Source organism: Rheinheimera sp. MMS21-TC3 (assembly GCF_032229285.1).
In the GTDB taxonomy this organism is placed as follows: Bacteria; Pseudomonadota; Gammaproteobacteria; order Enterobacterales; family Alteromonadaceae; genus Alishewanella.
In genome coordinates this window covers 80,060-102,099 of the sequence record NZ_CP135084.1, presented here as the reverse complement: position 1 = coordinate 102,099, position 22,040 = coordinate 80,060, and the positions used below count along the sequence as shown (strand labels likewise).

Genomic DNA, 22,040 nt, shown 5'->3' with positions numbered 1-22,040 from the left:
CATAAATGACAACAAGCATAAGCTTGTAAACTAGGCTTTGCACCCACATAGTACTAGCAGTAATACATATTTTATTTCACAGGATATAAGCTTTTATGACGCCTTCAATTATTGATGTAAGCATGAACAACGCCCGCGAGGTGCTAGATGCATCACAGCACAAGTTAGTATTATTTCAATTTTGGTCAGCCCGTAGTGAAGGTTGTAAGCAATTAACGCCAATATTAGAGCGAATTGTTCAGCAATACCCACAACAGTTAGTGTTAGCTAAAGTCGATTGCGATAGCCAACAAGATTTAGCTATGCAGTTTGGTGTCCAGTCACTACCAACGGTTATGATGATTAAAGAGGGTAAGCCGGTTGATGGTTTTGCCGGTGTAGAAACTGAAGAGGCTATTTTAGCTAAGTTAAGTGCTTATTTACCTAAGCCAGAAGATAGCTTACTGCAGCAGGCTGAAGCTTATTTAGCAGAGCAAAACTACCAAGAAGCCTATCCATTTTTAAAGCAAGCTTTACTGCTAGCGCCAGAGCGGGTTGACATTAAGTTATGGTTAGCCGATACCGCTGTGAGTTTAGGTCAGATACCACAAGCAGAAATGCTATTAGCTGAGATAAAGCTTGCTGATCAAGATTCTTTATTTAAATCGGTCCAAGCTAAAATTGAGTTAGCCAAAGAAGCTGCCGACTCACCGGAAATTAAAGCTTTAGAAGCTAATTTAGCTGCGGATCCTGATAATTTTAGCTTAAAAGAGCAACTTGCCGTGCAATACCAAGCAGTACAGCGTTCTGAAGAAGCATTAACTCTTTTACTGAGTATTTTGCAGCAAGATTTAAATTTTGGCGCCAGTAAAAAACTATACTTAGATATTTTAGCTGCATTACCTAAAGGGGATAGCGTGGCAACGGCGTACCGCCGTAAACTCTATAGTTTATTATACTAAGCTTGCTTAAAAGCAATACTTATCTATAACCAAAGCTAGTCTATAAGCCGTTACTGATGAAAGTCGAGCCAGATCTGTTGGAGCTGGCTCGACAATGTCATAGGATCAAAAGGTTTAACCACCACATCAACAGCTCCTAAAGCTCTATAAGAAGCAATCTCATTGCTTTGCACTTTTGCTGTCATAAAAACAATAGGAATTTGGCTTAAATCAAATTGCTGTTGTAATTGCAGCAATGTTGTTGGGCCGTCCATGCCTGGCATCATGACATCTAATAAAATAAGTTGTGGTAATACAGTGGCATAATCTGCTAAGGCTTGTTTGCCACTGCTACAGGTATGAACGTTAAAGCCACCAACGGCTTCAAGAGCAATCTTGGCCACTTGTTGAATTGAAGGGTCATCCTCAACATGCATAATATTTTTTAATTCTGCCATTACTTTTCCTAGCGCTGGTATAATCGTAATAATTATTGTCAACAATAGTTTGATTATAACCTTGTTGCGGTCAAGAAGGGCATTGCTAAGTGTTAATTTCTCTAAGTTTCTTAATAGTATAAATAATGACGTTACCTTTAGAACAGCAGTTTTTGCAGCTTAGCCAATTGCTACAAAATCACCAAGCCTATTGGCGATTAACGCCTTTTACTTGTAGTGAGTTGCCATGGCAGGATGCTAATTTACAACAGGTTTTAACAGATTTATCTGATCAAGATCTAGATTTAATTGACCAAAGCAGCCAGCTACAACAGCAGTATTTTAGCTTAGTATTTCCTGAACTGTTTAATTTGCCAAATATAATAGCGACTAACCAGCCAAATACATTACCAGCATTACCATTTTGGTTAACTAATGGTGTTAATGGCCGAAAATTAGGCCAAATTGAAGCATTTTGTCAGCATTGGCCGAATTCATCTCTGCCCATAGTTGAGTGGTGTGCAGGTAAAGGCCATCTTGGTCGAATGCTTGCTTATCGTTTTGCTCAGCCGGTTATTAGCTTAGAATGGCAGCAAAACTTATGTCAGCAAGGGCAGGAATTAGCTCAGCAGTTTGAGCTGCCACAGCACTTTATTCAAGCTGATGTGTTAGCGCCATCATTGCCGGCAATACTGCAACCAGAGCAGCATCTGGTTGCACTCCATGCTTGTGGTCAACTGCATATCAGTATGTTGCAACAGGCGATACAAGCAGGCTCTAGCTCTATTCATCTGGTGCCTTGTTGTTATCATCTTATAGATGATGCCGAATATCAGCCCTTGTCAGCCTTAGCTCAGCAACATAATTTGCAGTTAGATCAGCAACAATTAAAATTGATTGTTCAGGGGCAGGTAACAGCAGGCGCTAGGGTAGAAAGGTTACGTCACACTGAAATACACTGGCGCTTAGCTTATGAATTACTACGCCAATATTATGTTAAGGATACTGAGTATAGAACACTAAAATCGGTATCTAAGCAGCTATTTAGTGGTGACTTTAGTAATTTTGCTAATTGGGCCGCGCAGCAACACCAATGGACTTTGCCAACAAATATTGACTGGCCATATTTTCTTAATATGGCCGCCAAGCGCCAGCAATTAATTAAGCGCATTGAATTAGTGCGGCACTTATTTAGACGGCCATTAGAACTTTGGTTATTATTAGATAAAATGCTGTATTTACAGCAGCACGGCTATAAAGTTAATGCCCACGAGTTCTGCGACTTTCGCCTCAGCCCCCGCAACTTGCTGTTAACTGCGATAAAAACTTAAAAAGGGTCAGAGTGATTTTATTGTCACGCTAAATCACTCTGACCCTTTTTTAGCTCGGTAATTTGTTGATCTTTTTGCTGCCAAAGTTCGTTGATCCAGGCTTGAAACTGTTTACGATAGTCAGGATCTTCATAATCACCTAGTAAGTCGGCGTGAATAGGTTTCATTTCTACTTTTACTGTAACTTCACGTACTTTGCCTGAAACATAGTCCCAAAAGCTAGGAATGCCTTGAGGGTAAAAAATAGTGACATCTAAAATCTTATGAATCTGCTGTCCCATAGCGCCTAGTACAAAAGCAACGCCTCCGGCTTTTGGCTTTAGTAGGTTTTTAAAAGGTGACTGTTGCATATCATGTTTAGCTGGCGTAAAGCGGGTACCTTCAACAAAGTTCATTATAGTAACGGGTTTAAAGCGAAACTTGGCACAAGCCTTACGGGTGGTTTCAATATCCTTGCCTTTTAAGTGCGGGTTCTTTTGCAAAAATTGTTTGCTGTAGCGTTTCATAAAGGGAAAATCCAGCGCCCACCAGCACAAGCCTAAAAAAGGCACATAAATAAGTTCTTTTTTTAAAAAAAACTTAATAAAAGGTACCTTATGATTAAATATCTTTTGTAGTACTAGTATGTCAGCCCAAGATTGATGATTGGCTAAAATTAGATACCAGTCTTTTTTAGTTAACCCTTCTACGCCAGAAACTTGCCAAGAAATACGGGTAAATAGCCGTGTTGTAACATTGTTTAGGCTAATCCAAGCCACAGCGCAAGCATCTAATAAGTAAGTAATTAAACGTTGCCAACTGGCTAGGGGCAAGAGTTTAAGAATGGCTAAAATAATAACGGGAACAAACCAGAATAGGGTATTAATAATATATAAAATTAACGATAAGGTTCCCGTAATAGGGCTTGGCAAAAAATGGAACATAACGGCACCTAAAATATGGTTTCAATGCTAGTTGTTTTTAAACAAATAGCTGAAAAATTATTAGTCGGCGTCTGTGTTAGCAGCAAAAGCTGCTGCTAACACCTCCGATGAGTGCCTATTGTAGCTTAATCTTCAAAACTCTCAATCTTCAAAGCTGTCAATCTTCAAAGTAAGTGTAACCATAAACACCTGATTTTAACTCATCAAGTAGCCGATCTTTTTTGCTGCTATCTAAATCAAGCTTAGCTAGCTGCTTGGTATAAGACCGAATTAGCTTGTTGGCATCAAATTGGACATAACGTAACACATCAGCAACGGTATCACCTTTAATAATGTTGGTTAGTTTATAACCGCCATTATCTGTTAGCTCAACATGCACTGAGTCAGTATCACCAAATAAGTTGTGTAAGTCGCCTAAAATTTCTTGGTAGGCGCCTACCATAAACATACCGAGTAAATATTGCTCATCTTCTTTATAAGCTGGCAATGGCAAGGTGCTTTCAATACCGTTACCGTCGGCATAGCTTTTTAACTGGCCGTCTGAGTCACAAGTAATATCTTGGATAATAGCGCGACTTTCTAACGATTCATTCATTCGCTCTAATGGCATTACTGGGAATATTTGATCAATACCCCAAGCATCTGGCATGGATTGAAATAATGAAAAGTTAACAAATAACTTATCAGCTAGTTTTTCATTTAACTCGTCATGAATAGCACGGTGCGAACGTGATGATAAATCTAAATTGGCTTTAACTTTATTAATAGTGGCAAAGTACAGCTGCTCTAATAAGGACCAATCTTGTAAGGTTAATAAACCATGCACATATTGTGAGTGGGCATCGGTAAAGTAATGCACCGCATCATGATAGGCTTCTATTGCAGAGCGAGGCGTTACATTTTGATAAGACTCCCACAAGCCTAAAATAACCGTAGGTGAGTCGTCACTAGGTTCAGGCAAATTTATTAAACCTGGTGCGCGTTCAATATCAATAGCATCTGTTACTAATACCGCATGGTGTGCTGTCATAGCACGGCCAGATTCGGTAATAATATTTGGATGCGGTAAGTCGTATTCGTCACAAACCTCTTTTAAGCCATTAACCACGTTACGTGCATATTCGTACATAGTGTAGTTCATTGAACAGGCTGAGCGTGATTTAGAACCTTCATAATCGACACCTAAACCACCGCCGACATCAACGGTTTCAATTGGGATGCCTAAGGTGCGTAACTCAGCATAATGACGTGCACATTCACGAATAGCATTATGAATGTCACGAATATTGGCAATTTGTGAACCAATATGAAAATGCACTAGTTGCAGTAAATCAATTTTTCCTGCTTCGCGCAAAATTTCAATGGCTTGTAATACTTGGGTTGCAGTTAAGCCAAACTTGCCTTTTTCGCCGCCAGTATTTTGCCATTTACCCTTACCAACCGAATTAAGCTTAATACGAATACCAATGCGCGGCGCAGTGCCTAGATTATCAATTTCACGCAGCAGTGTTTTTAATTCAGATAGCTTTTCAATTACTATATAAACCGTATGGCCCATCATATGGCCAATAGTGGCTAAACGTAAAAACTCACTATCTTTATAACCGTTACAAACAATTTGGAGCGGTGTTTCAGTTACGCCTAAAATCGCCATAAGCTCAGGCTTACTACCTGCTTCTAAGCCAACTTTACCGCTTTCATGGCTAATTAAGCGTTTAACCACAGAAAACTGTTGGTTAACCTTAATTGGGTACACCGCTGTGTATTGGCCTTGGTATTCTTTTTCTGCTTTAGCGCGTTGAAAAGATTTAATTAAGGTGTCTACACGATGTTGTAATATATCAGTAAAGCGAACTAACACGGGTAGAGTTAGTCCCTCTTCTTTAAAGCGATTAGTTAGCTCAGGAAAACTAATTCCAGGCTTACTGTGATCTTGATCAGGATAGGCAACTAAGTCACCTTGTTTATTGACATCAAAGTATCCTTCGCTCCAAACCGCGACATTATAAGTCGAGCGTGCTTTTTCAGTACCCCAGTCAGACATTATCGTTCCTTTAAAAGTTGATTCTGTATAGTTTAAAGCCAATAGCAACAAGCTGCAGCATAAATTGCTAAAATATTTGTCCTAGCCGTCATCACAAGGCAAAATACACAGCTAAATAGGTTTTGAGGGTAATACTAATGTCAGGCGATAACAAATGGTACACCGAAATATTCGCAGCCAGCGGCAGCGCCTTTGGTTTAGCTATCACAAAAAAATTAGATGAAGTTAAGTCACCGTTTCAACATATAGAAATGTTTGAAACAACACATTTCGGTAATTTAATGGTAATTGATGATGTCATCATGCTAAGTAGCCGTGATAATTTTCTTTATCATGAAATGTTAAGCCACCCAGTACTATTTACTCATGATAAACCAAAAAATGTGGTTATCATTGGCGGCGGCGATTGTGGAACACTGCGTGAAGTTTTAAAGCATCCAGATGTAGAAAAGGTAACGCAAATAGATATTGATGAACAAGTTACGCGGATGTCAGAAAAATACTTCCCTGAACTTTGCGCATCCAATGATGATCCGCGGGCAACTTTAAAGTTTGATGATGGCATTAAATATATGCGCGAAGCTGAAGCGGAATCAATTGATGTAATTATTGTTGACTCAACAGATCCAATTGGCCCAGGTGAAGGTTTATTTAACCGTGCTTTTTATGACAGCTGTCGTAAGGCATTAAAACCAAATGGTATCTTAGTGCAGCAAAGTGAGTCGCCATTAATTCATATGCCATTATTAAAAGATATGCGTGATGCCATGTCTGATGTTGGCTTTTCTGCGTTACAAACATTATTGTTTCCGCAAATGGTTTATCCGTCTGGTTGGTGGACTTGTACTTTAGCGCGTAAAGAAGGTGAGTTTACCGGCTTTCGTGAAGCGGATGCTGAACGAGCTAGTTTTAATACCGAATATTATAATGTTGAAGTACACAAAGCGGCATCGGCATGGCCAAACTTTATGAAAAAAGCACTTAATCGGGACTAAAATGGCAGATTCAGTACTTTTAGCCATTATTATCAAATAAAAGGCTAATTGGGCTTGCTAATAGTGAATACTTTTCGTACATTTATTATTCATTAGTGGAGAAGTAAATGATGAGATTCGCATTATTATTATTATGTGGTGCATTTTCAGCTCAAGCAGCGGTATATAAATGCGAAATAAATGGCGTAGTTGAATTTAGCCAGTTTCCTTGCGCAACCAATGCTGAACAAGTTGACATGCGTCCAGTAGGTACTGCTTTATCTGGTACACCAGGTGAGTATACCCAGCAAGTTAATTCGTTGAAACGTAAAGCACGCTATCTCGAATTTAAAATTAGCAAACTTGAACATGATAAAGAAAATGAAGTTGATCAGTTGAAGTCTGAGCTATATAAATTACGCCGCAGCTTTCCACGCTCTGAAGAATTAAATGCCTTAAATAAAAAAATTGCTCATGTAGAAAAGCAGTTTGATGAAAAAATAAGCAGTGAGCGTAAAAGCTTATTTAGCATTAAAACAAAGACAGATAACTTAGAGCGCCAATACGCCCAGAATTAAGTTGTTAGTTGTATAAAAAGCCTCGCTATATGCGAGGCTTTTTTATGGCTAAAAATATACGTGCGGCTACTTTAAATTGCCATAAAAGCAACACTAGTAATAAAATGGATATTTTTGTGTTAAATTTCTTGATTTGTGCTACAACTTTAGTGCTATATTTAAGCAAATAAATATTATCAAGAAAGGGAACCAGATGAAGACATCTATAAATTACTCACTCTGTGCATTAGCAGTAAGCAGCCTGTTAGGTGGTGGTGTTGCAATAGCACAAGAAAACGAAGCCAGTGTAGAGCGTATTGAAGTTACCGGCTCACGGATTAAACGTAATGATTTAGAGGGCGCGGCACCAATAGATGTTATTAGTCGTGATGAGATTGCTAAGTCAGGTTTTGCAAATTTACAGCAATTACTAGAGCGTACGCCGGTTGCAGGTACTGGCACATTTTCTACCCGGGGTAATAATCAAGACTCTACCGCTAATGGCGGTGCAGCAATAAGTTTACGTGGTTTTGGCTCTGACGCCACCCTAGTGCTAATTAACGGTCGGCGTGTTGCAGTCAGCGCTTTTGCTGAAAATGTGGCCAATTCATTCGTAGATATTAACTCCATTCCTGTTGCAGCAATTGAACGGGTAGAAATATTAAAAGATGGTGCTTCTGCTGTGTATGGCTCAGACGCTGTAGCAGGTGTTGTTAACATTATTATGCGTAAAGATTTTGAAGGCACTGAAATCAGTGTTAGCCATGGTGGTACTACAGGGCCATCTTATGATGAAACCTCGGCAAGTTTAGTTTGGGGGGGCCAAGGTGAAAATTCTAGTGTAACCCTTATAATGGATTACTTTAAAAACACTGCAATAACTGGGGCTGAAATGGGCCGTAATGGTACGGCTAATCAAGCACCTTACGGCGGTGAAGATTACCGTTCATCTATGGGGTTTCCAGGTAGTTTTTATGTTAATGGTGTTGCTACAGTAGACCCTAGCTGCCCTGCTGATCGGGTATCAGGGCCAATTTGTGTATTCGATTATGGTCCTTATGGTTTTGCTAGTTCACCTGCTGAGCGGCTTGGTGCTATGTTACAAGGTAGCCAAGACTTTAGTAATGACATACAAGGCTATATCGAGTTAGCTGTGCAGCATAACCGTTCTAAAGCAATGGGTGCGCCTACACCACTTAACGCTGAAGCAGGCTTAACTGTCCCTGCAAGCCATCCAAATAATCCATTTGGAGTAGATGTAGGAATTAATCGTTATCGTATGGTTGATGCGGGTGCTAGACAGTGGAGTATTGAGTCCGATACCTTACGCATGGTGATGGGCTTACGCGGTACATTCAACAATTGGGATTGGGATATCTCGGCGCAAAAGGCACGCAGCGAATCTATGCAGACAGGTGATAAGAGTCAAGGGTGGATCCGCACCGACTTTTTGCAGGAGCAGATTAACTTAGGTAATTATAATCCTTTTGGTGGCACATATAACTCACCAGAAGTCATTGATGCTATAACAACCAGCTTAGTTCGCCGTGGTGAGTCACACCTAACGTCTTATAATGCTAGTATCACCGGCGAGGCCTTTAGTTTAGGCGAACAAATGGTATCTATGGCTGCTGGTATAGAATATAGAGAAGAAGACGCTTTTGACCAGCCAGATGATCAGTTCCAACGCAGTTTAATTTTTGGTACTGAATCAGTTTCCGCCCAAGCAGCTCGAGATCAATATGCAGCTTACTTAGAATTTTTAGTGCCAATAACAGATACTTTAGAGCTTACTTTAGCCGGCCGTTATGATCACTACAGTGACTTTGGTTCAACCACTAACCCTCAAGCGGCCATACAATGGCGTCCACTAGACAACTTTACACTTAGGGCCTCTTACGGCCAAGGGTTCCGTGCTCCTTCATTGGCCCAAATTGGCTTAGGCCCTTCACAAGAGTCTTTATTTTTTACAGACACTTATCGTTGTCCAACGCCTGACGCCTCTAATCCAGGCTGTGCAACAACCGACTACACTATAGTGTTTGTTGGTGGCGAAGGCTTACAACCTGAAGAGTCTGAAACCTTTAATATAGGTGCGGTATGGCAGGTAACAGAACAGTTTGATATCACTGCCGATATCTGGAGTATTACTCAAGATAATAAGATTGATAAAAATGATTATCAAAACGTTTATAATGCCGAGTGTAATAATCAAAACAGTACAGTTTGTATCCGTTTACCAGTGCAACCTGGTGAAAACTTAGGTCATTTAGCGCGTTTGTATAATACTTATGTCAATATCAGCTCACAAGAAGCAACAGGTTTAGACTTATCAACATCTTACCGCTTAACGATGCAAGATATGGGGCAAGTACGTTTTAGCTTAGATTGGTCTTATATCAACAAGTTTAAAAAGAATGGTATTGATTATGCGGGTGAATATAACTACCCGAAGCATCGTTGGTTAGCATCGGCTGATTGGAATTTAGGCGATTGGGGTATTACCAGCAGTTTAAGCTATATTGGTCAGTTTGAAGATTATGCGCCGCCAAGTCAGGTTGAGTCCACTAAAACACGTAGTGTAAGTGCACAAATGTTATTAGATATTCAAGGACGCTATAATGTCAGTGATAATATGCAGCTAGTGTTAGGTATGAATAACGCCTTAGATGAGAATCCACCATTTGTTATTGGTGACGGCGATTCAGACTTATACGGTTATGCATCAAAGGTACACAACCCTCGTGGTCAGTACATCTATGGTAAAGTGACATATCGCTTTTAATTTAAAAGCGCGAAACCGATAACAAAATAGCGCCGTAAGGCGCTATTTTGTTTCAAAGCAGATACAGTAACTGTTATTCAACAATAGGCTCAATATGAATTTCTACCCGCCTATTTGCAGCTCTGTTACTATCTGAGTTGTTAGGTACAGCAGGGTAACTTGGACCATAGCCTTGGGTTTCAATTCTAATATCCTGCACACCTTGGGCAACTAAATACTGCTTAACACTACTAGCTCTAGCTTGTGATAAGTTCATATTATACTGGTATGGCCCTGTATCATCGGTATGGCCTGCAATCACCAACATGGTTTTGTCATAATCGCGTAATACTTTTGCTATATCATTAAATACTGGAAATAAATTAGCGCGAATATCTGAACGATTTAATTCAAAAGTTAACTGAGCTGGTATATCTAACTTTAATTTATCACCATCACGGATAATTTTAACTCCGCTACCAGATAGCTCTTCTTGTAAGGCTTTTTCTTGCTGATCCATATAGCTACCAACAGCAGCACCCGCTAATGCGCCAACAGCAGCACCAATAACTAAGCGTTTATTTTTATGGTTTGCAGTAGACTTGCCTGCAATAGCACCGACTACAGCGCCTATTGCTGCACCTTTACCGGCATTATTAGAACTTGTGCCTGCGCCATTTTGACTAGCACAGCCAGAAACTAATAAACCTGCTGATATAAGTGTCACTACTAAGGTTGAAATTCGCATAGGTACTCCTTTTTAATACTATTACAGCTTAGCAAGAGCAAATGAATTACTGCTGAATTCATAAATACTTTACAGTGACTAATAGCAAGCTCATGTTAAATACTTGTACTTATCGTTCAATACTTATTCACTTTTGGCGTGGCTTTGCGTATGATGTAGCCGCCTCATTAATAGGAATGGCTTTTAGTAGTATGGATACAGGACTTAAGCATGAAATTAATTTTACATTGTACTTTTTTGCTCAGCTGCATGTTTTTATCAGCTAGTTTACAAGCATCAGTCTATAAATGTACTGATGATGAGGGCAAAGTTGTATTTCAAGGTGAACCTTGCCGTGAAGCGGAAGAGTTACTATTAGATTTACGTTTCGCTGAACAAAAAACGTCTGACACAGTAGATAAGCTAATCACAGGGAGTTGGTGCGAAGTGGGTACGTCTCAACAGCTTGCTAGTACTTTGCAGCGAGATAGCGCTTTGCGTAAAACATGGCTGTTTACAGAGCGTGAAATGGTGCAGCATATTGAGCAAGGCCAGCATTCAGACACTTTTAAATACCCTATCCGCCAGCAGCCTGGTAGCTTTGTTATTAATCATGTTGCCTATGGCAATGGTGCTGTTAATTGGCACGTAAAAACTTTAACAGAAGATCGATTAGTTATCGCTGCTTATGGTAGTTTCACCCATTTAGCTGCTGGTGATTGTGATACTGTTATAGCCAGCTCAAATTAATCTAGACACTTATATCGCTAAACTTTAAGCTGCTATCACAACTATTTTAAATAAGGTTTAGTATGCTAAGTTTGCGCTGGCGTCGTATAGTGATTAAGGTTGGCAGTGCGTTAATAGCGCCTACTGCTAACGGCTGCTCTACCCGCTATCTATTAAGTATTGCTCACTTTATTAGTGAGTGCCGTGCAATAGGGATTGAAGTTGTTTTAGTCTCTTCTGGTAGCGTGGCAGCAGGTAAAAATGCAATAGCCTTTGCCCACCACCCTTTACCTATTAATATTAAGCAAGCTATGGCTGCAGTTGGCCAGACAGAAATGATGGCGACTTGGAGTCATTTGTTTGATTTTCGTTGCGCGCAAATATTGTTGACCCATGATGATTTTGCTAATCGCCGTCGTTATTTAAATATTGATAATACTTTACGCACCTTGCTAACTAATAAAGTGCTGCCCATTATTAATGAAAACGACTCTGTGGCAACGGCTGAATTAAAAGTTGGAGACAATGATAATTTAGCGGCTATGGTCGCTATTTTAGTTGATGCCGATGCGTTAATTATTTGCTCTGATATTGATGGCTTATATAGTGCTAATCCTAAAACAGATGCTAATGCTACCTTTATCCCATTAGTTGCCAGCATAAATGCAGATATCTATGCTATGGCTGGCGCTAGCCATCATAGTATTGGTACTGGTGGTATGGTGACTAAACTGCAGGCCGCTGAAAAAGCAACTCGGCAGGGAGTAGACACCTTAATTATTAATGGTCAGCATGGTGTTAATTTTGATCGCTTACTTGCAGGTCAAGCCACAGGTACTTTATTTCAACGCCAACAAGATCGGGTTAGTGCTAAAAAGCACTGGTTATTACATAGCATTAAAAGTGCCGGTAGTATTTTGTTAGATCAAGGTGCCGTAAATGCCTTATTGCAAAAAGGGGCATCATTATTAGCCAAAGGTGTATTAAATAGTGTTGGCCAATTTGATAAAGGTGATGCGGTTTGGTTATGCAATGAAAATGGTGAGCCATTAGCAAAAGGTATTAGCCAATATAGTGCAATAGAACTACAGCTTATTAAAGGCCAACATAGTCAAGATATAGCCCAAATTTTAGGCTTTTGCCCTAGCGAGGTTGTTGTACATCGTGACGATATCGCTTTAGGTATAACGGAGCAAGTATGCAAATAGCCGTAGTGGGTGGTGGCATTAATGGCTTAAGTAGCGCTTGGCAGCTTGCTTTAGCAGGGCATCAGGTTACCTTGTTTGAGCGTGATGGATTAATGCAAGCAACTAGCAGTGCCTCGTCTAAGTTATTGCATGGTGGTTTACGCTATTTAGAGCAAGCCGAATTCCGGCTAGTTTATGAAGCCTTACAAGAGCGCCGTTGGTGGCTAAAAAAAGCACCTAAGTTAACTCGGCGTTTAGCTATTCTATACCCTTTTTATAGCCATACCCAACGTCCGCGCTGGCAAGTAAAAGTTGGCCTATGGTTATATGATAAGTTTGCCGGCCGCAAGGGGATAGGTCAGCATCGCTGGTTAACAGCGGAGCAAAGCTTGCGATGTTCACCGCAATTAAAAGCTGATGGTTTACGGGGCGCTTATTTATTTTTTGACGGCCAAATGGATGATCACAAATTAGGCTTATGGATGGCCGAGCAATGTAAAAAAGCCGGTGTCGCTATTCAGGCTCATACCGAAGTGCAGCAAGTGACAACAGATGGCAAAGTTTTACTGGCGGCGGGCTGGCAACAATTTGATCGGGTGATTAATGTTGCAGGGCCTTGGAGTCAGCACTTATTAGAGCAGTCCAATATTGAACCTAAGCAAAAGTTAGACTTAGTTCGCGGCAGTCATTTATTGTTGCCGGCAATGGGCCGTTATGGCCATATGCTGGAAGTACCTAATGAAACACGGTTAATTTTTGTTTTACCATATCAGGGAAATACCTTGGTCGGTACAACTGAAGTGCGGCAAAAACTAGAACAACCTATAGCGTGTTCAGAGCAAGAGCGCGATTACCTATTAAATACCTATAACCACTATTTTGCTCCTAGTAAGGCTCCTGAGGATGTCTTAGCCGACTTTGCAGGCGTCAGGCCGCTATTAGCTGGCAGTGATAATGCCAGCCGAGCCAGTCGAGAGTATCAGCTTAATTGGCAAGACCAATTGTTAACAGTGTCTGGGGGGAAGTGGACTACAGCACGCGCTTTAGCTAAGCAGGTGCTGCAGCAAATACAGCAGATAAAGTCGTAACTCGTTATTCTATCGCTTCAGTTTGTCACTCTTTATAAGGTTAAAGCCAGAATTTTTGAACGGCGTTGATAATTGTACATCTGCTTTTTTTGTGCTGGCAAATCATCTACAGTTAAAAGCTCAAAGCCCTGCTCTAAAAACCAATGAATACTGCGCGTAGTTAAGGCAAAAAGCTTGTCGAAACGTTGTTGGCGGGCTAGCTGAATAATACTATTTAACAGTAAACTACCACGGTCAGCATCTCTATAGTCAGGGTGTACGGCTAAACAAGCAAACTCGGCGACATTATCTTCAGGGAAGGTATATAAAGCGGCGCAGCCAATGACTAAACCATCGCGCTCAATTAAGGTAAATTGGCTAATTTCCATTTCTAACTGTTCACGAGAGCGTCTTACTAACAAACCTTGTTGCTCAAGAGGGCGAATTAAATCTAAAATACCGCCAATGTCGGCAATAGTAGCTTGGCGTAGTTTTTCTGCTGATTCTGTAACAATTTGCGTGCCGATACCATCGCGAGAAAATAGCTCTTGTAATAAGGCGCCATCATCGGCAAAACTGACTAAGTGACAGCGAGGTACGCCTCCTCTGCAGGCTAAAATAGCCGCGTGCAAAAATGCTAAAGTGCTAGGGCAAGCTGCTAAGGTAGGCTGGATATTTTGTACTAATTGTTCAGCATAATTAGGCATCATTTCGGCGATAATGCTGCCTTCATCATCGGTAATGCCGCCCATTTCACTAAAACCAATCATTTTGTCAGCTTTTAACTTTATAGCGACTTGGGTGGCAATATCTTCAGCCGTTAAATTAAAGCTTTCACCGGTAACAGAAGCGGCAATAGGTCCCATTAAGACAATGCCGTTGTTGTCTAACTGGCGGCGAATGCCGGCAGTGTCAATACGCCGAACACGGCCGCTATGAAAGTAATCTACGCCTTCATCTACACCTAAAGGTTGGGCAATAACAAAGTTACCGCTAACCACGTTTATTTGTGCGCCTTGCATAGGGGTGTTACTTAAACTCATAGATAAGCGAGCGGTAATATCCAGTTGCAGCTCACCGGCTACTTGTTTAATTAAACGAAATGACTCGTCATCGGTAATGCGAATATGCTGATGAAAGCTTGGCGCTAATCCTGCGTCTTGCAAGGCGCTGTTAATTTGTGGCCGTGCTCCATAAACCAATACTATTTTAATACCTAGGCTATTTAATAAAGCCAAATCATTAATAATGCCACGAAAGCCAGTTTGGTTAATGGCTTCACCACCCATCATAACAACAAAGGTTTTACCACGGTGAGCATTAACGTAAGGTGCCGATTGGCGAAATCCAGATACAAGTTCAGTAGTGCGCACGAGTATGTATTTCCTTGATAGTAAGACAAAGCATGAGATAGGTTAAAGATGGCAGTAAAAAAATAAAAATGCCAATCGTTTTATTTTCAAGTTGGCATTTTAAATAGTGTTTGGGTATACATCTAGTTTTATTGCATATTAATTCTATTGTTTCGTTGTTAATCAAGAATTATATGAGGTAAAAACCGTGAACTATCTTTCGTAATTAAGCTGTTGTCTTCGCGAATACAAATACCTGCGGCGCTATCACCAACGACCCAACTACCAATAAGGCTGTAGCTATCGACAAATTTCGGTAAGGGCTGTAAAGCTTGCAGAATATACCCGCTGTCGTCGTAAGGCCCTGTTTCTTTAACCGTTTTGCCTTGCGGAGTAATTAGCTCAATATTAGCGCCTTCGCGAGAAAATAATGGCTTTTTAACCCAGCCGGGCTTTAAAGCTTGGCCTTGTTCAAACATGGCGGGCAATAAGTTAGGATGATTAGGAAACTTCTGCCACAGCAAAGGCAAAATACCTTTGTTTGAAATAATAGATTTCCAAAGTGGTTCTAACCATTGGGTTTTACTGCTAATAATAGTACTGGCAAAGTCTTCTTGTAGCATAAACTCCCAAGGGTAGAGTTTAAATAGCCCTTCTATAGCATAGCCATCTAAATCGACCAGTTGGCCATCGGCCTCACCGAGTTGCTCTATTGCGATATAGCGCGCATCCAGCCCGCTTTGTAATGCGATATCCATTAAATAATCAACGGTGCCTTTGTCTTCTATGCTGTCGGCCACGCTGCTAAAATAGAAAGGCTGTGGTAAGGCAAGTTCAGCAAAAGCTTGCTGCAGCTTGTCTTGCAGCGAATTAAACTGATCGGCATGTTGCGGGATCTCGCCGCGCATTAACTGATCTTCCAGCCAAACCCATTGAAAAAAGCCCGTTTCAAATAAAGAGGTTGGCGTATCGTAGTTTAATTCCAGCAGTTTAGCTGGGCCTGTACCATCATAACTAAAGTCCATTCGGCCATATAAATGCGGCTGGGCACTGTGCCAACTATCGCGCACAGCTTGCCAATAGGCTTCAGGAATAGCTAATTGCTGTAGTAATTGCTCGCTTTGCACTACATCGTCAACCACAGCTAATGCCATCTGATGTAAGTCTTCGGTGGGCTGCTCTAAATCCTGTTCAATTTGTTGTAATCTAAACTGATAATACGCCGTTTCATCCCAATAAGGCTCGCCATCAAAGGTATGAAAGTTAAAGCCAACACTTTGGGCAAACTGCTGCCAGCCCGGACGCGGACTACAATTAATTCGCTTCATGGTTTAGCCACCAAAGCTTGAACTAGTGCGTCTAGCTGCCTGAGCACCAAAGCCGCCACGACGAGCTTTAACCGCAGGTTTAGGTTTAACGGCTGAAGGTTTTACTCGGGCTGGTCCAGGTTGGCTGGCAACAGGCGTGTTACTTGCCGTACGGAAGGTTTGCCTGTCATCACGAGACTTATATAAAGGCTGTGAAGCAACAGGGCTGGCATTTTTGCTTGCAGTTTGTGGCGCTTGACCAGCTAAGCCACCGCGATTTAGCATTTGCCCAGCCATAAAGCCCATCATCATTGGCATAAAAAAGCCACTACTTTGCTGGCTTTGCGCTTGAGGCTCAGATTGAGTTGCATTATTTTCTACATTTGCAATAACCGGAGCCGCTTCGCACTGGCCGGCACCAAAGTCGGTTTCGCATTCCCTTTTATTGCTATACCGCGGAGCAACTTTAGGATGCAGTGCTTTAGCTTCAGCGAAAGCGGCTTGGCATTGTGCTGGAGGGTTATAATAAGCGGCGCACTCATCAGGGGTATTATAAACTTGCACTTCAACCGGCTCTTCACCGCAGCCCGTTAACATTAAACCTGCAGCCGGTACCATCATAATAAGGCGTGCTGTTTTACTACGTTTAAATTCGCGTGACATAATGTTTCCTTAGTAGCTCATACTAGCGGCGTTAAGCATACCTATTGCAATAGAGCAGCCGGCTGAAAATATTCCTGCTGCTACTTCGCCATCACTGATGCGTTTAGGTAGCTGCTTTAACAGCAAAGAGCTGATAAAAAAGGCAATAAGCTGGACCAATAATGCCACGGCCCCCCAGATCGCACAGTCTAATAATGATAATGAGTTGGTTATTGCGCTAGATAGCGGCCAAGCAAAGCCAATAAAGGCACCAGCAAAGGCGATAGCGGCAGCAGGCTTGTTCGCCCTAATTAAGCCAAATTCGTCATGTGGCGTTAGCCAAGTGTAACAACGAACAAAAATCATCAATAGTAGTAAAGCTAGGGCAAAATAAGTAGCAAAGGCCGGTAGGCCATGCAATGAATTAAGGGCTGTATCAAGCATAATATTTATCTAGTTAAGCTAATGAGGGCTTGATCCTGCGCAATAATGTTACTGAATTCAAGTGATTTATTATTAAATGACTATAGCCAGTTAATTTACCTGCTAGTTAATTACTTTAGGCGCTTGGTTCCAGAGATTTTGCTGATCAGAATGACTAAAGAATTCCGACGGTTGCCAATAACGAGGTACTAAACGGCGGAGTTCACCAGGGTGCCAGTCTGCGCTTAGTTTACTTAAGATTTCACGTAATCGCTGTTCTGGCATAATGGTTAACTTATCGCGAGCCGGCTTAAAGTAGAGGTTATAGTCTACGCTGATTTGGCAATTTTGGCCGCCACGGCGATATTGCAAATTGCGCGTTACAACACGACACAAAGGTTGTTCTGGCGAGGGGGGGTATAATTGGTTAACAATAGCTAACTCATACTTCTCTTGGGTGCTCAGATCTAACTGCTTTGGTAAAAATGCAATGCCATAGCCTTGAGGAAAAATACCGGTAATACGTAATAGTTGATCAACTAATTTCGCATCAACCTGAAGTCGCTTTGCTGCTTGTTTTAAAATTAGTACTACTTTTGGTAAGGATTCATAACGAAATCGATTTCGACCAGGTAAAACAACAGAACTGTATATTTGTGGAATTTTAGCAATATTACCTAAAATGCTCTGTGCATTTTCAACCAGCTGTATTATGGCTTGCACTAGCTGTAATTGTGTTTGTTGCATTTTCTGATGTTGCTGCTGCTCTAGTTTACAATTGCCGCGATAAGCGCTAGGACGCAAGCCTTTTTGCGTTAACAGCGATCTTGCATTTTGATTGGTGGTATTAAAATCTACTCTTTCTTGACCAGACATGGCTCGCAGCGGATCTAATTGTTGAATTTTATTGCCATAGAGAATAGCTAAGGTTTTAGGATCATGTAAACCAGAGTCAAGCAATAAAATGGCAATAACTAAGGGAGTTTGCACATAGAGTCGGTATTGGCAATCTGCATTACCTGGCTGTCTAGCAGCAAAATGGGCTTGTAATTTAGGGTCAGTTAATTGCTTATGTTCTAAGGTATGATCTAATAAACGTAAGGCAAGTACAGCACGGTAAATGGGTTTGAAGCTAAACTGAACTTCACGCCAGCGCCTTGTAGAGTCAGGTACTGTGAGTTGCAAAGAGCCTAGGACTTTAGCAGATCGGGTTAGTGTTTCTTGCTGAATGCTGCCTTCAGTTAAATTTAAAATCCGCTCAGCTGTAAATAGTAAATCTGGAAATAAGTTAATAGGCACTGCATCGCTTGTGCTTTGATAAAACTGCTCTGTTTGGGCGACTAAACTATTATCATCAGTATAGAGCGCTGCCATAATACGCTCTAAGTGGCGCATAAAAACTGTTTTGTATGAATCAGAGTTTTTTGATTTCAAATGCAGATCCCAAGGTTAAAATTTATAGTATGCAGGCTTTAGTGTAATCAGCTGCAATAATAAAGCGACTATAATAGTTAAGCACAAAGTGTTACTTAGTGCTTAAGCTCGCATTGCCACTGCTTTTGCTGTAAACTTCGCGCCCCTCCATTTTGGTGGTAACTGCAGCTGCGGCAGATGTATCACGCAGCATAACTGCGGGATTTCGCATGCAATTTACAGATTTAAACTTAGCCCCTGGGTTACTAAAAGCTATAGCAGATAAAGGCTATAGTGCGCCTTCGCCTATTCAAGAACAAGCAATACCAGGCATATTAGCTGGTCGGGATTTAATGGCTGCTGCTCAAACTGGCACCGGAAAAACCGCAGGCTTTACTTTACCCTTATTACAGCTACTTAGTGATGGTGCCAAAGTACAGCCTAATCAAGCAAGGGCTTTAATTTTAACCCCGACACGTGAATTAGCCGCGCAAGTTGCGCAAAGTGTTGTCGATTATAGTAAATATTTACCACTAAAAAGCACAGTGGTATTTGGTGGTGTAAAAATAAATCCACAAATGATGGCGCTGCGCCGTGGCGTTGATATTTTAGTGGCCACCCCTGGGCGGTTATTAGATTTATATCAGCAAAATGCTGTACGCTTTAGTCAGTTAGAAGTTTTAGTGCTAGATGAAGCCGACCGCATGTTAGATATGGGCTTTATTAATGATATTAAAAAAATTATCGCTCTGTTACCTAAAAAACGCCAAAACTTACTTTTCTCTGCCACGTTTTCAGACGATATACGTAAGTTAGCCAAAGGTTTAGTAGCTAATCCTTTAGAAGTATCGGTAAGCCCGGCCAATAGTACAGCAGAGCGAGTGGAACAAAGTATTTATCCGGTAGATAAAGGCCGTAAAGCAGCTCTGTTAACAAAATTAGTTCAAGACAACAATTGGCAACAGGTACTTATTTTTACTCGAACTAAACATCAAGCCAATAAACTCACGACTCATTTAGGATCTGCTGGGATAAATGCTGCGGCTATTCATGGTAATAAAAGCCAAAATGCTCGAACAAAAGCCTTAGCCGACTTTAAAAATGGCCGGATAAAAGCCTTAGTTGCAACCGACATTGCGGCTAGAGGTTTAGATATTGATCAACTACCTCAAGTGGTAAACTTTGAGTTGCCTAATGTGGCTGAGGATTATGTGCATCGTATTGGTCGCACCGGAAGGGCGGGCGCTGCAGGTCATGCTATATCATTAGTCTGTCTTGATGAAATTAAAGAGTTAACCGCAATAGAGCGTTTAATTAAGCAAACTTTGCCACGGGTTACAGTAGAAGGTTACATTCCTGTTAATGAGCTGCCCAGTTTGCCTCTAAACACTAAGCCTTATAAGCCGAAAAAGCCTAAGAGAAAAATGCCAGCGCAACAGCGTTCTACGTCGGTAAATTAATGTGAAATTAAAATAAACTAAGTACATATAATGGCTTAGCTTTCAGTTGCTGCTAAAATAGTGGCGGCAACTTTGTTTCTATAGTGCTATATTAATATTTCTTATTTGCTTTAGCATGTTGCATGCTTTGTGTGAGAGTAAAAATAGTGCATGAAAGTAACTTAAATGTATTTGAAGTGAATTCCTTAGGAATGATATGCGGCTGTTAGGCCTCTTATTGCTTTTAATCTCACTACCGTTATCTGCGACTAAAGTTGTAGTGCATAACTCAGTGCCTCTAGATGCGTTAACGCAATCGCAGCTACGCAGCATTTTTACTATGCGACAAACACAATGGCCTGATGGTTCACCCATAAAAGTCTATATTTTGCCAGAAGCTGCCCCGCAACATCAGCTATTTAGCCGTCAGCAATTATATTTGTTCCCTTATCAATTAAGCATGATCTGGGATCGATTAAGTTTTTCTGGTACTGGCGCACGACCAACAGTAGTAGCGGACGAATCTATGATGTTAGAGCAACTTAAAATCACCCCCGGAAGTATTGGCTATAGCAGCTTTTTAGATACAGACGTTAGGGTTAAGGAGCTTAGTATTGAATACTAAATATTTTAAGTTGCTAAAGCATTGTTATATTTTATTGTGCTTTACCATCTTCCCTGTAACGGCTGCAGATATCAATTGGCAGGGCTTTATTGCTCAAGGCTTGATAAAAACATCTGATGATAGCTTTGTTGCCTTTGATGATGAAATTTCAACAAACTTAACTGAGCTGGGAATAAATGGCAGTGTTCGTCTAGCGCCGGCGTGGCGAATTGCCGGTCAACTGGTGTATTTAGAGGGCGGTAATCGTTATCCTAGCGGCGCTAGGCTAGATTATTTATTTGTCGACTGGAACTTTTATAGCTCATTAGACTGGCAGGCAAATTTATACTTAGGTCGCTCTAAAAATCAACATTGGCTTTATTCCTCCACCCGAGACGTACCTTTTACTCGGGCTTCAATAGTGTTACCACAATCGGTATATTTTGATGCTTTTCGCGATATTGCCGTTAGCAGTGATGGTGTAGCCTTACAGGTAAGGCATAGTAATTATTACGGTGATTTTACCTATAATTGGAGCTATGGCGTCACGCCAATTTCAAATCAACAACATAAAATGCTCTTAGGTCGAGATGTTAGTGGCAAGCTGCAGCTAGGGCATGACCATAAAGCCAGCTTGTATTGGCAGCCCAGCTTAAGTCGGTTAAGTATGGGCGTATCATTAATTGATACTGAGTTTAGCTTTGCACGACAGGATGAACCGCTATTTACCGATGCTAACTTTACTGTGCAGCGGGTAATGTTACATATGCGTTATCATCAAGAGTTATGGGAGTTAGCGCTAGAACTACAACAAGAGCGAGTAAAAGTTGAAGGTTTTTTTGCTCATGGGTTTAACCAAAATCAATTTGGCCAAGGCGGCTATTTATTATTGCAATACCGACCTACTGAACAGTGGCGGTTATTTGGTTTTGTTGACTATTCAGTAAATAATAAAAATGATCGCTCGGGTCGCGAATTAGAGATTAATACCGGTGGTAAGGTAGCAGATTATTTTGCTTATCAGCATACTTTTGCTACGGGTTTAAATTATGATTTTAGTTCATCATTAAGCCTAAGCGCAGAAGTACATTGGGTAAAAGGTGTAGGCCGATTGTCCCCAGTAATAGTGCCCGACATAGCCAATAATCAAGCAGAATATTGGCAGTTGTATGCATTACAGCTTATGTATCGATTTTAAAC

Annotated in this window: 20 protein-coding genes; 11 read left to right on the top strand and 9 right to left on the bottom strand. The window is 41.0% G+C overall.

Going from position 1 to position 22,040, the window contains the following annotated elements:
- Nucleotides 1-95 precede the first annotated feature (95 nt).
- Entirely contained in the window at nt 96-941 is an 846-nt protein-coding gene (locus tag RDV63_RS00640) for a tetratricopeptide repeat protein (protein WP_313907611.1), read from the top strand.
- 50 nt (nt 942-991) lie between these two features.
- Here the strand turns inward: RDV63_RS00640 and RDV63_RS00635 are convergent, their stop codons facing one another.
- The gene (locus tag RDV63_RS00635) at nt 992-1,378 is read right to left on the bottom strand and encodes a response regulator (protein ID WP_313907610.1); all 387 of its coding nucleotides are present in this window, start codon (nt 1,376-1,378) and stop codon (nt 992-994) included.
- A gap of 125 nt (nt 1,379-1,503) precedes the next feature.
- Here RDV63_RS00635 and RDV63_RS00630 point away from each other — a divergent pair, with 125 nt between their 5' ends.
- Nucleotides 1,504-2,688: an SAM-dependent methyltransferase gene (locus tag RDV63_RS00630; RefSeq protein ID WP_313907609.1), complete on the top strand. Its 1,185-nt coding sequence runs from the start codon at nt 1,504-1,506 to the stop codon at nt 2,686-2,688.
- A gap of 23 nt (nt 2,689-2,711) precedes the next feature.
- Here the strand turns inward: RDV63_RS00630 and RDV63_RS00625 are convergent, their stop codons facing one another.
- Nucleotides 2,712-3,611: an acyltransferase gene (locus RDV63_RS00625; RefSeq protein WP_313907608.1), complete on the bottom strand. Its 900-nt coding sequence runs from the start codon at nt 3,609-3,611 to the stop codon at nt 2,712-2,714.
- 157 nt (nt 3,612-3,768) lie between these two features.
- Complete coding sequence (gene speA / locus RDV63_RS00620) at nt 3,769-5,655, bottom strand: biosynthetic arginine decarboxylase (protein WP_313907607.1); 1,887 nt, start codon at nt 5,653-5,655, stop codon at nt 3,769-3,771.
- Nucleotides 5,656-5,792: 137 nt separating this feature from the next.
- Between speA and speE the strand changes: the two genes are divergently transcribed.
- The 3 genes from speE to RDV63_RS00605 all read left to right on the top strand — a co-directional run bounded on the left by speE (nt 5,793) and on the right by RDV63_RS00605 (nt 9,971).
- On the top strand, nt 5,793-6,650 hold the full coding sequence (gene speE, locus RDV63_RS00615) for a polyamine aminopropyltransferase (protein ID WP_313907606.1): 858 nt from the start codon (nt 5,793-5,795) through the stop codon (nt 6,648-6,650).
- Between the two features lie 107 nt (nt 6,651-6,757).
- Complete coding sequence (locus RDV63_RS00610) at nt 6,758-7,207, top strand: DUF4124 domain-containing protein (RefSeq protein WP_313907605.1); 450 nt, start codon at nt 6,758-6,760, stop codon at nt 7,205-7,207.
- Nucleotides 7,208-7,400: 193 nt separating this feature from the next.
- Nucleotides 7,401-9,971, top strand: coding sequence for a TonB-dependent receptor (locus RDV63_RS00605; RefSeq protein ID WP_313907604.1), 2,571 nt, complete (start codon nt 7,401-7,403; stop codon nt 9,969-9,971).
- A gap of 73 nt (nt 9,972-10,044) precedes the next feature.
- On the opposite strand, the gene RDV63_RS00600 is transcribed toward RDV63_RS00605, so the two are convergent.
- On the bottom strand, nt 10,045-10,698 hold the full coding sequence (locus RDV63_RS00600) for an OmpA family protein (RefSeq protein ID WP_313907603.1): 654 nt from the start codon (nt 10,696-10,698) through the stop codon (nt 10,045-10,047).
- 210 nt (nt 10,699-10,908) lie between these two features.
- On the opposite strand from RDV63_RS00600, the gene RDV63_RS00595 reads away from it, so the two are divergent.
- The 3 genes from RDV63_RS00595 (at nt 10,909) to RDV63_RS00585 (ending at nt 13,681) form a co-directional block, all read left to right on the top strand.
- Entirely contained in the window at nt 10,909-11,427 is a 519-nt protein-coding gene (locus tag RDV63_RS00595; RefSeq protein ID WP_313907602.1) for a DUF4124 domain-containing protein, read from the top strand.
- A gap of 62 nt (nt 11,428-11,489) precedes the next feature.
- Nucleotides 11,490-12,614, top strand: coding sequence for a glutamate 5-kinase (gene proB, locus RDV63_RS00590; RefSeq protein ID WP_313907601.1), 1,125 nt, complete (start codon nt 11,490-11,492; stop codon nt 12,612-12,614).
- The gene (locus RDV63_RS00585; RefSeq protein WP_313907600.1) at nt 12,605-13,681 is read left to right on the top strand and encodes a glycerol-3-phosphate dehydrogenase/oxidase; all 1,077 of its coding nucleotides are present in this window, start codon (nt 12,605-12,607) and stop codon (nt 13,679-13,681) included. The genes proB and RDV63_RS00585 overlap by 10 nt, the downstream gene beginning before the upstream one ends.
- Nucleotides 13,682-13,713: 32 nt before the next feature.
- Here the strand turns inward: RDV63_RS00585 and argA are convergent, their stop codons facing one another.
- The 5 genes from argA to RDV63_RS00560 form a co-directional block, all read right to left on the bottom strand.
- Nucleotides 13,714-15,033: an amino-acid N-acetyltransferase gene (gene argA / locus RDV63_RS00580; protein WP_313907599.1), complete on the bottom strand. Its 1,320-nt coding sequence runs from the start codon at nt 15,031-15,033 to the stop codon at nt 13,714-13,716.
- A gap of 158 nt (nt 15,034-15,191) precedes the next feature.
- A complete protein-coding gene (locus RDV63_RS00575; protein ID WP_313907598.1) occupies nt 15,192-16,340 on the bottom strand; it encodes a glutathionylspermidine synthase family protein in 1,149 nt (382 codons plus the stop codon).
- Between the two features lie 3 nt (nt 16,341-16,343).
- Entirely contained in the window at nt 16,344-16,982 is a 639-nt protein-coding gene (locus tag RDV63_RS00570) for a DUF1190 domain-containing protein (protein ID WP_313907597.1), read from the bottom strand.
- A 9-nt stretch (nt 16,983-16,991) separates the two neighbouring features.
- Nucleotides 16,992-17,405: a DUF350 domain-containing protein gene (locus RDV63_RS00565; protein ID WP_313907596.1), complete on the bottom strand. Its 414-nt coding sequence runs from the start codon at nt 17,403-17,405 to the stop codon at nt 16,992-16,994.
- Between the two features lie 102 nt (nt 17,406-17,507).
- On the bottom strand, nt 17,508-18,818 hold the full coding sequence (locus RDV63_RS00560) for a hypothetical protein (protein WP_313907595.1): 1,311 nt from the start codon (nt 18,816-18,818) through the stop codon (nt 17,508-17,510).
- Nucleotides 18,819-19,027: 209 nt separating this feature from the next.
- Between RDV63_RS00560 and RDV63_RS00555 the strand changes: the two genes are divergently transcribed.
- The 3 genes from RDV63_RS00555 to RDV63_RS00545 all read left to right on the top strand — a co-directional run bounded on the left by RDV63_RS00555 (nt 19,028) and on the right by RDV63_RS00545 (nt 22,038).
- Nucleotides 19,028-20,257, top strand: a complete 1,230-nt coding sequence (locus tag RDV63_RS00555) for a DEAD/DEAH box helicase (RefSeq protein WP_313907594.1) — start codon at nt 19,028-19,030, stop codon at nt 20,255-20,257.
- Nucleotides 20,258-20,453: 196 nt separating this feature from the next.
- Nucleotides 20,454-20,861: a hypothetical protein gene (locus RDV63_RS00550; protein ID WP_313907593.1), complete on the top strand. Its 408-nt coding sequence runs from the start codon at nt 20,454-20,456 to the stop codon at nt 20,859-20,861.
- Nucleotides 20,851-22,038, top strand: a complete 1,188-nt coding sequence (locus RDV63_RS00545; RefSeq protein ID WP_313907592.1) for a hypothetical protein — start codon at nt 20,851-20,853, stop codon at nt 22,036-22,038. Before RDV63_RS00550 ends, RDV63_RS00545 begins: the two co-directional genes overlap by 11 nt.
- The last annotated feature ends 2 nt before the right edge of the window (nt 22,039-22,040 follow it).

What these genes read in the sequence shown, in the direction of transcription:
- RDV63_RS00625 (WP_313907608.1), bottom strand. Translation starts at nt 3,611, where the DNA reads ATGTTCCATTTTTTGCCAAGCCCTATTACGGGAACCTTATCGTTAATT.
- RDV63_RS00605 (WP_313907604.1), top strand. Translation starts at nt 7,401, where the DNA reads ATGAAGACATCTATAAATTACTCACTCTGTGCATTAGCAGTAAGCAGC.
- RDV63_RS00595 (WP_313907602.1), top strand. Translation starts at nt 10,909, where the DNA reads ATGAAATTAATTTTACATTGTACTTTTTTGCTCAGCTGCATGTTTTTA.
- RDV63_RS00640 (WP_313907611.1), top strand. Translation starts at nt 96, where the DNA reads ATGACGCCTTCAATTATTGATGTAAGCATGAACAACGCCCGCGAGGTG.
- RDV63_RS00585 (WP_313907600.1), top strand. Translation starts at nt 12,605, where the DNA reads ATGCAAATAGCCGTAGTGGGTGGTGGCATTAATGGCTTAAGTAGCGCT.
- RDV63_RS00565 (WP_313907596.1), bottom strand. Translation starts at nt 17,405, where the DNA reads ATGCTTGATACAGCCCTTAATTCATTGCATGGCCTACCGGCCTTTGCT.
- RDV63_RS00555 (WP_313907594.1), top strand. Translation starts at nt 19,028, where the DNA reads ATGCAATTTACAGATTTAAACTTAGCCCCTGGGTTACTAAAAGCTATA.
- RDV63_RS00635 (WP_313907610.1), bottom strand. Translation starts at nt 1,378, where the DNA reads ATGGCAGAATTAAAAAATATTATGCATGTTGAGGATGACCCTTCAATT.
- RDV63_RS00600 (WP_313907603.1), bottom strand. Translation starts at nt 10,698, where the DNA reads ATGCGAATTTCAACCTTAGTAGTGACACTTATATCAGCAGGTTTATTA.
- speA (WP_313907607.1), bottom strand. Translation starts at nt 5,655, where the DNA reads ATGTCTGACTGGGGTACTGAAAAAGCACGCTCGACTTATAATGTCGCG.
- proB (WP_313907601.1), top strand. Translation starts at nt 11,490, where the DNA reads ATGCTAAGTTTGCGCTGGCGTCGTATAGTGATTAAGGTTGGCAGTGCG.
- RDV63_RS00610 (WP_313907605.1), top strand. Translation starts at nt 6,758, where the DNA reads ATGATGAGATTCGCATTATTATTATTATGTGGTGCATTTTCAGCTCAA.
- RDV63_RS00575 (WP_313907598.1), bottom strand. Translation starts at nt 16,340, where the DNA reads ATGAAGCGAATTAATTGTAGTCCGCGTCCGGGCTGGCAGCAGTTTGCC.
- RDV63_RS00570 (WP_313907597.1), bottom strand. Translation starts at nt 16,982, where the DNA reads ATGTCACGCGAATTTAAACGTAGTAAAACAGCACGCCTTATTATGATG.
- RDV63_RS00630 (WP_313907609.1), top strand. Translation starts at nt 1,504, where the DNA reads ATGACGTTACCTTTAGAACAGCAGTTTTTGCAGCTTAGCCAATTGCTA.
- RDV63_RS00550 (WP_313907593.1), top strand. Translation starts at nt 20,454, where the DNA reads ATGCGGCTGTTAGGCCTCTTATTGCTTTTAATCTCACTACCGTTATCT.
- speE (WP_313907606.1), top strand. Translation starts at nt 5,793, where the DNA reads ATGTCAGGCGATAACAAATGGTACACCGAAATATTCGCAGCCAGCGGC.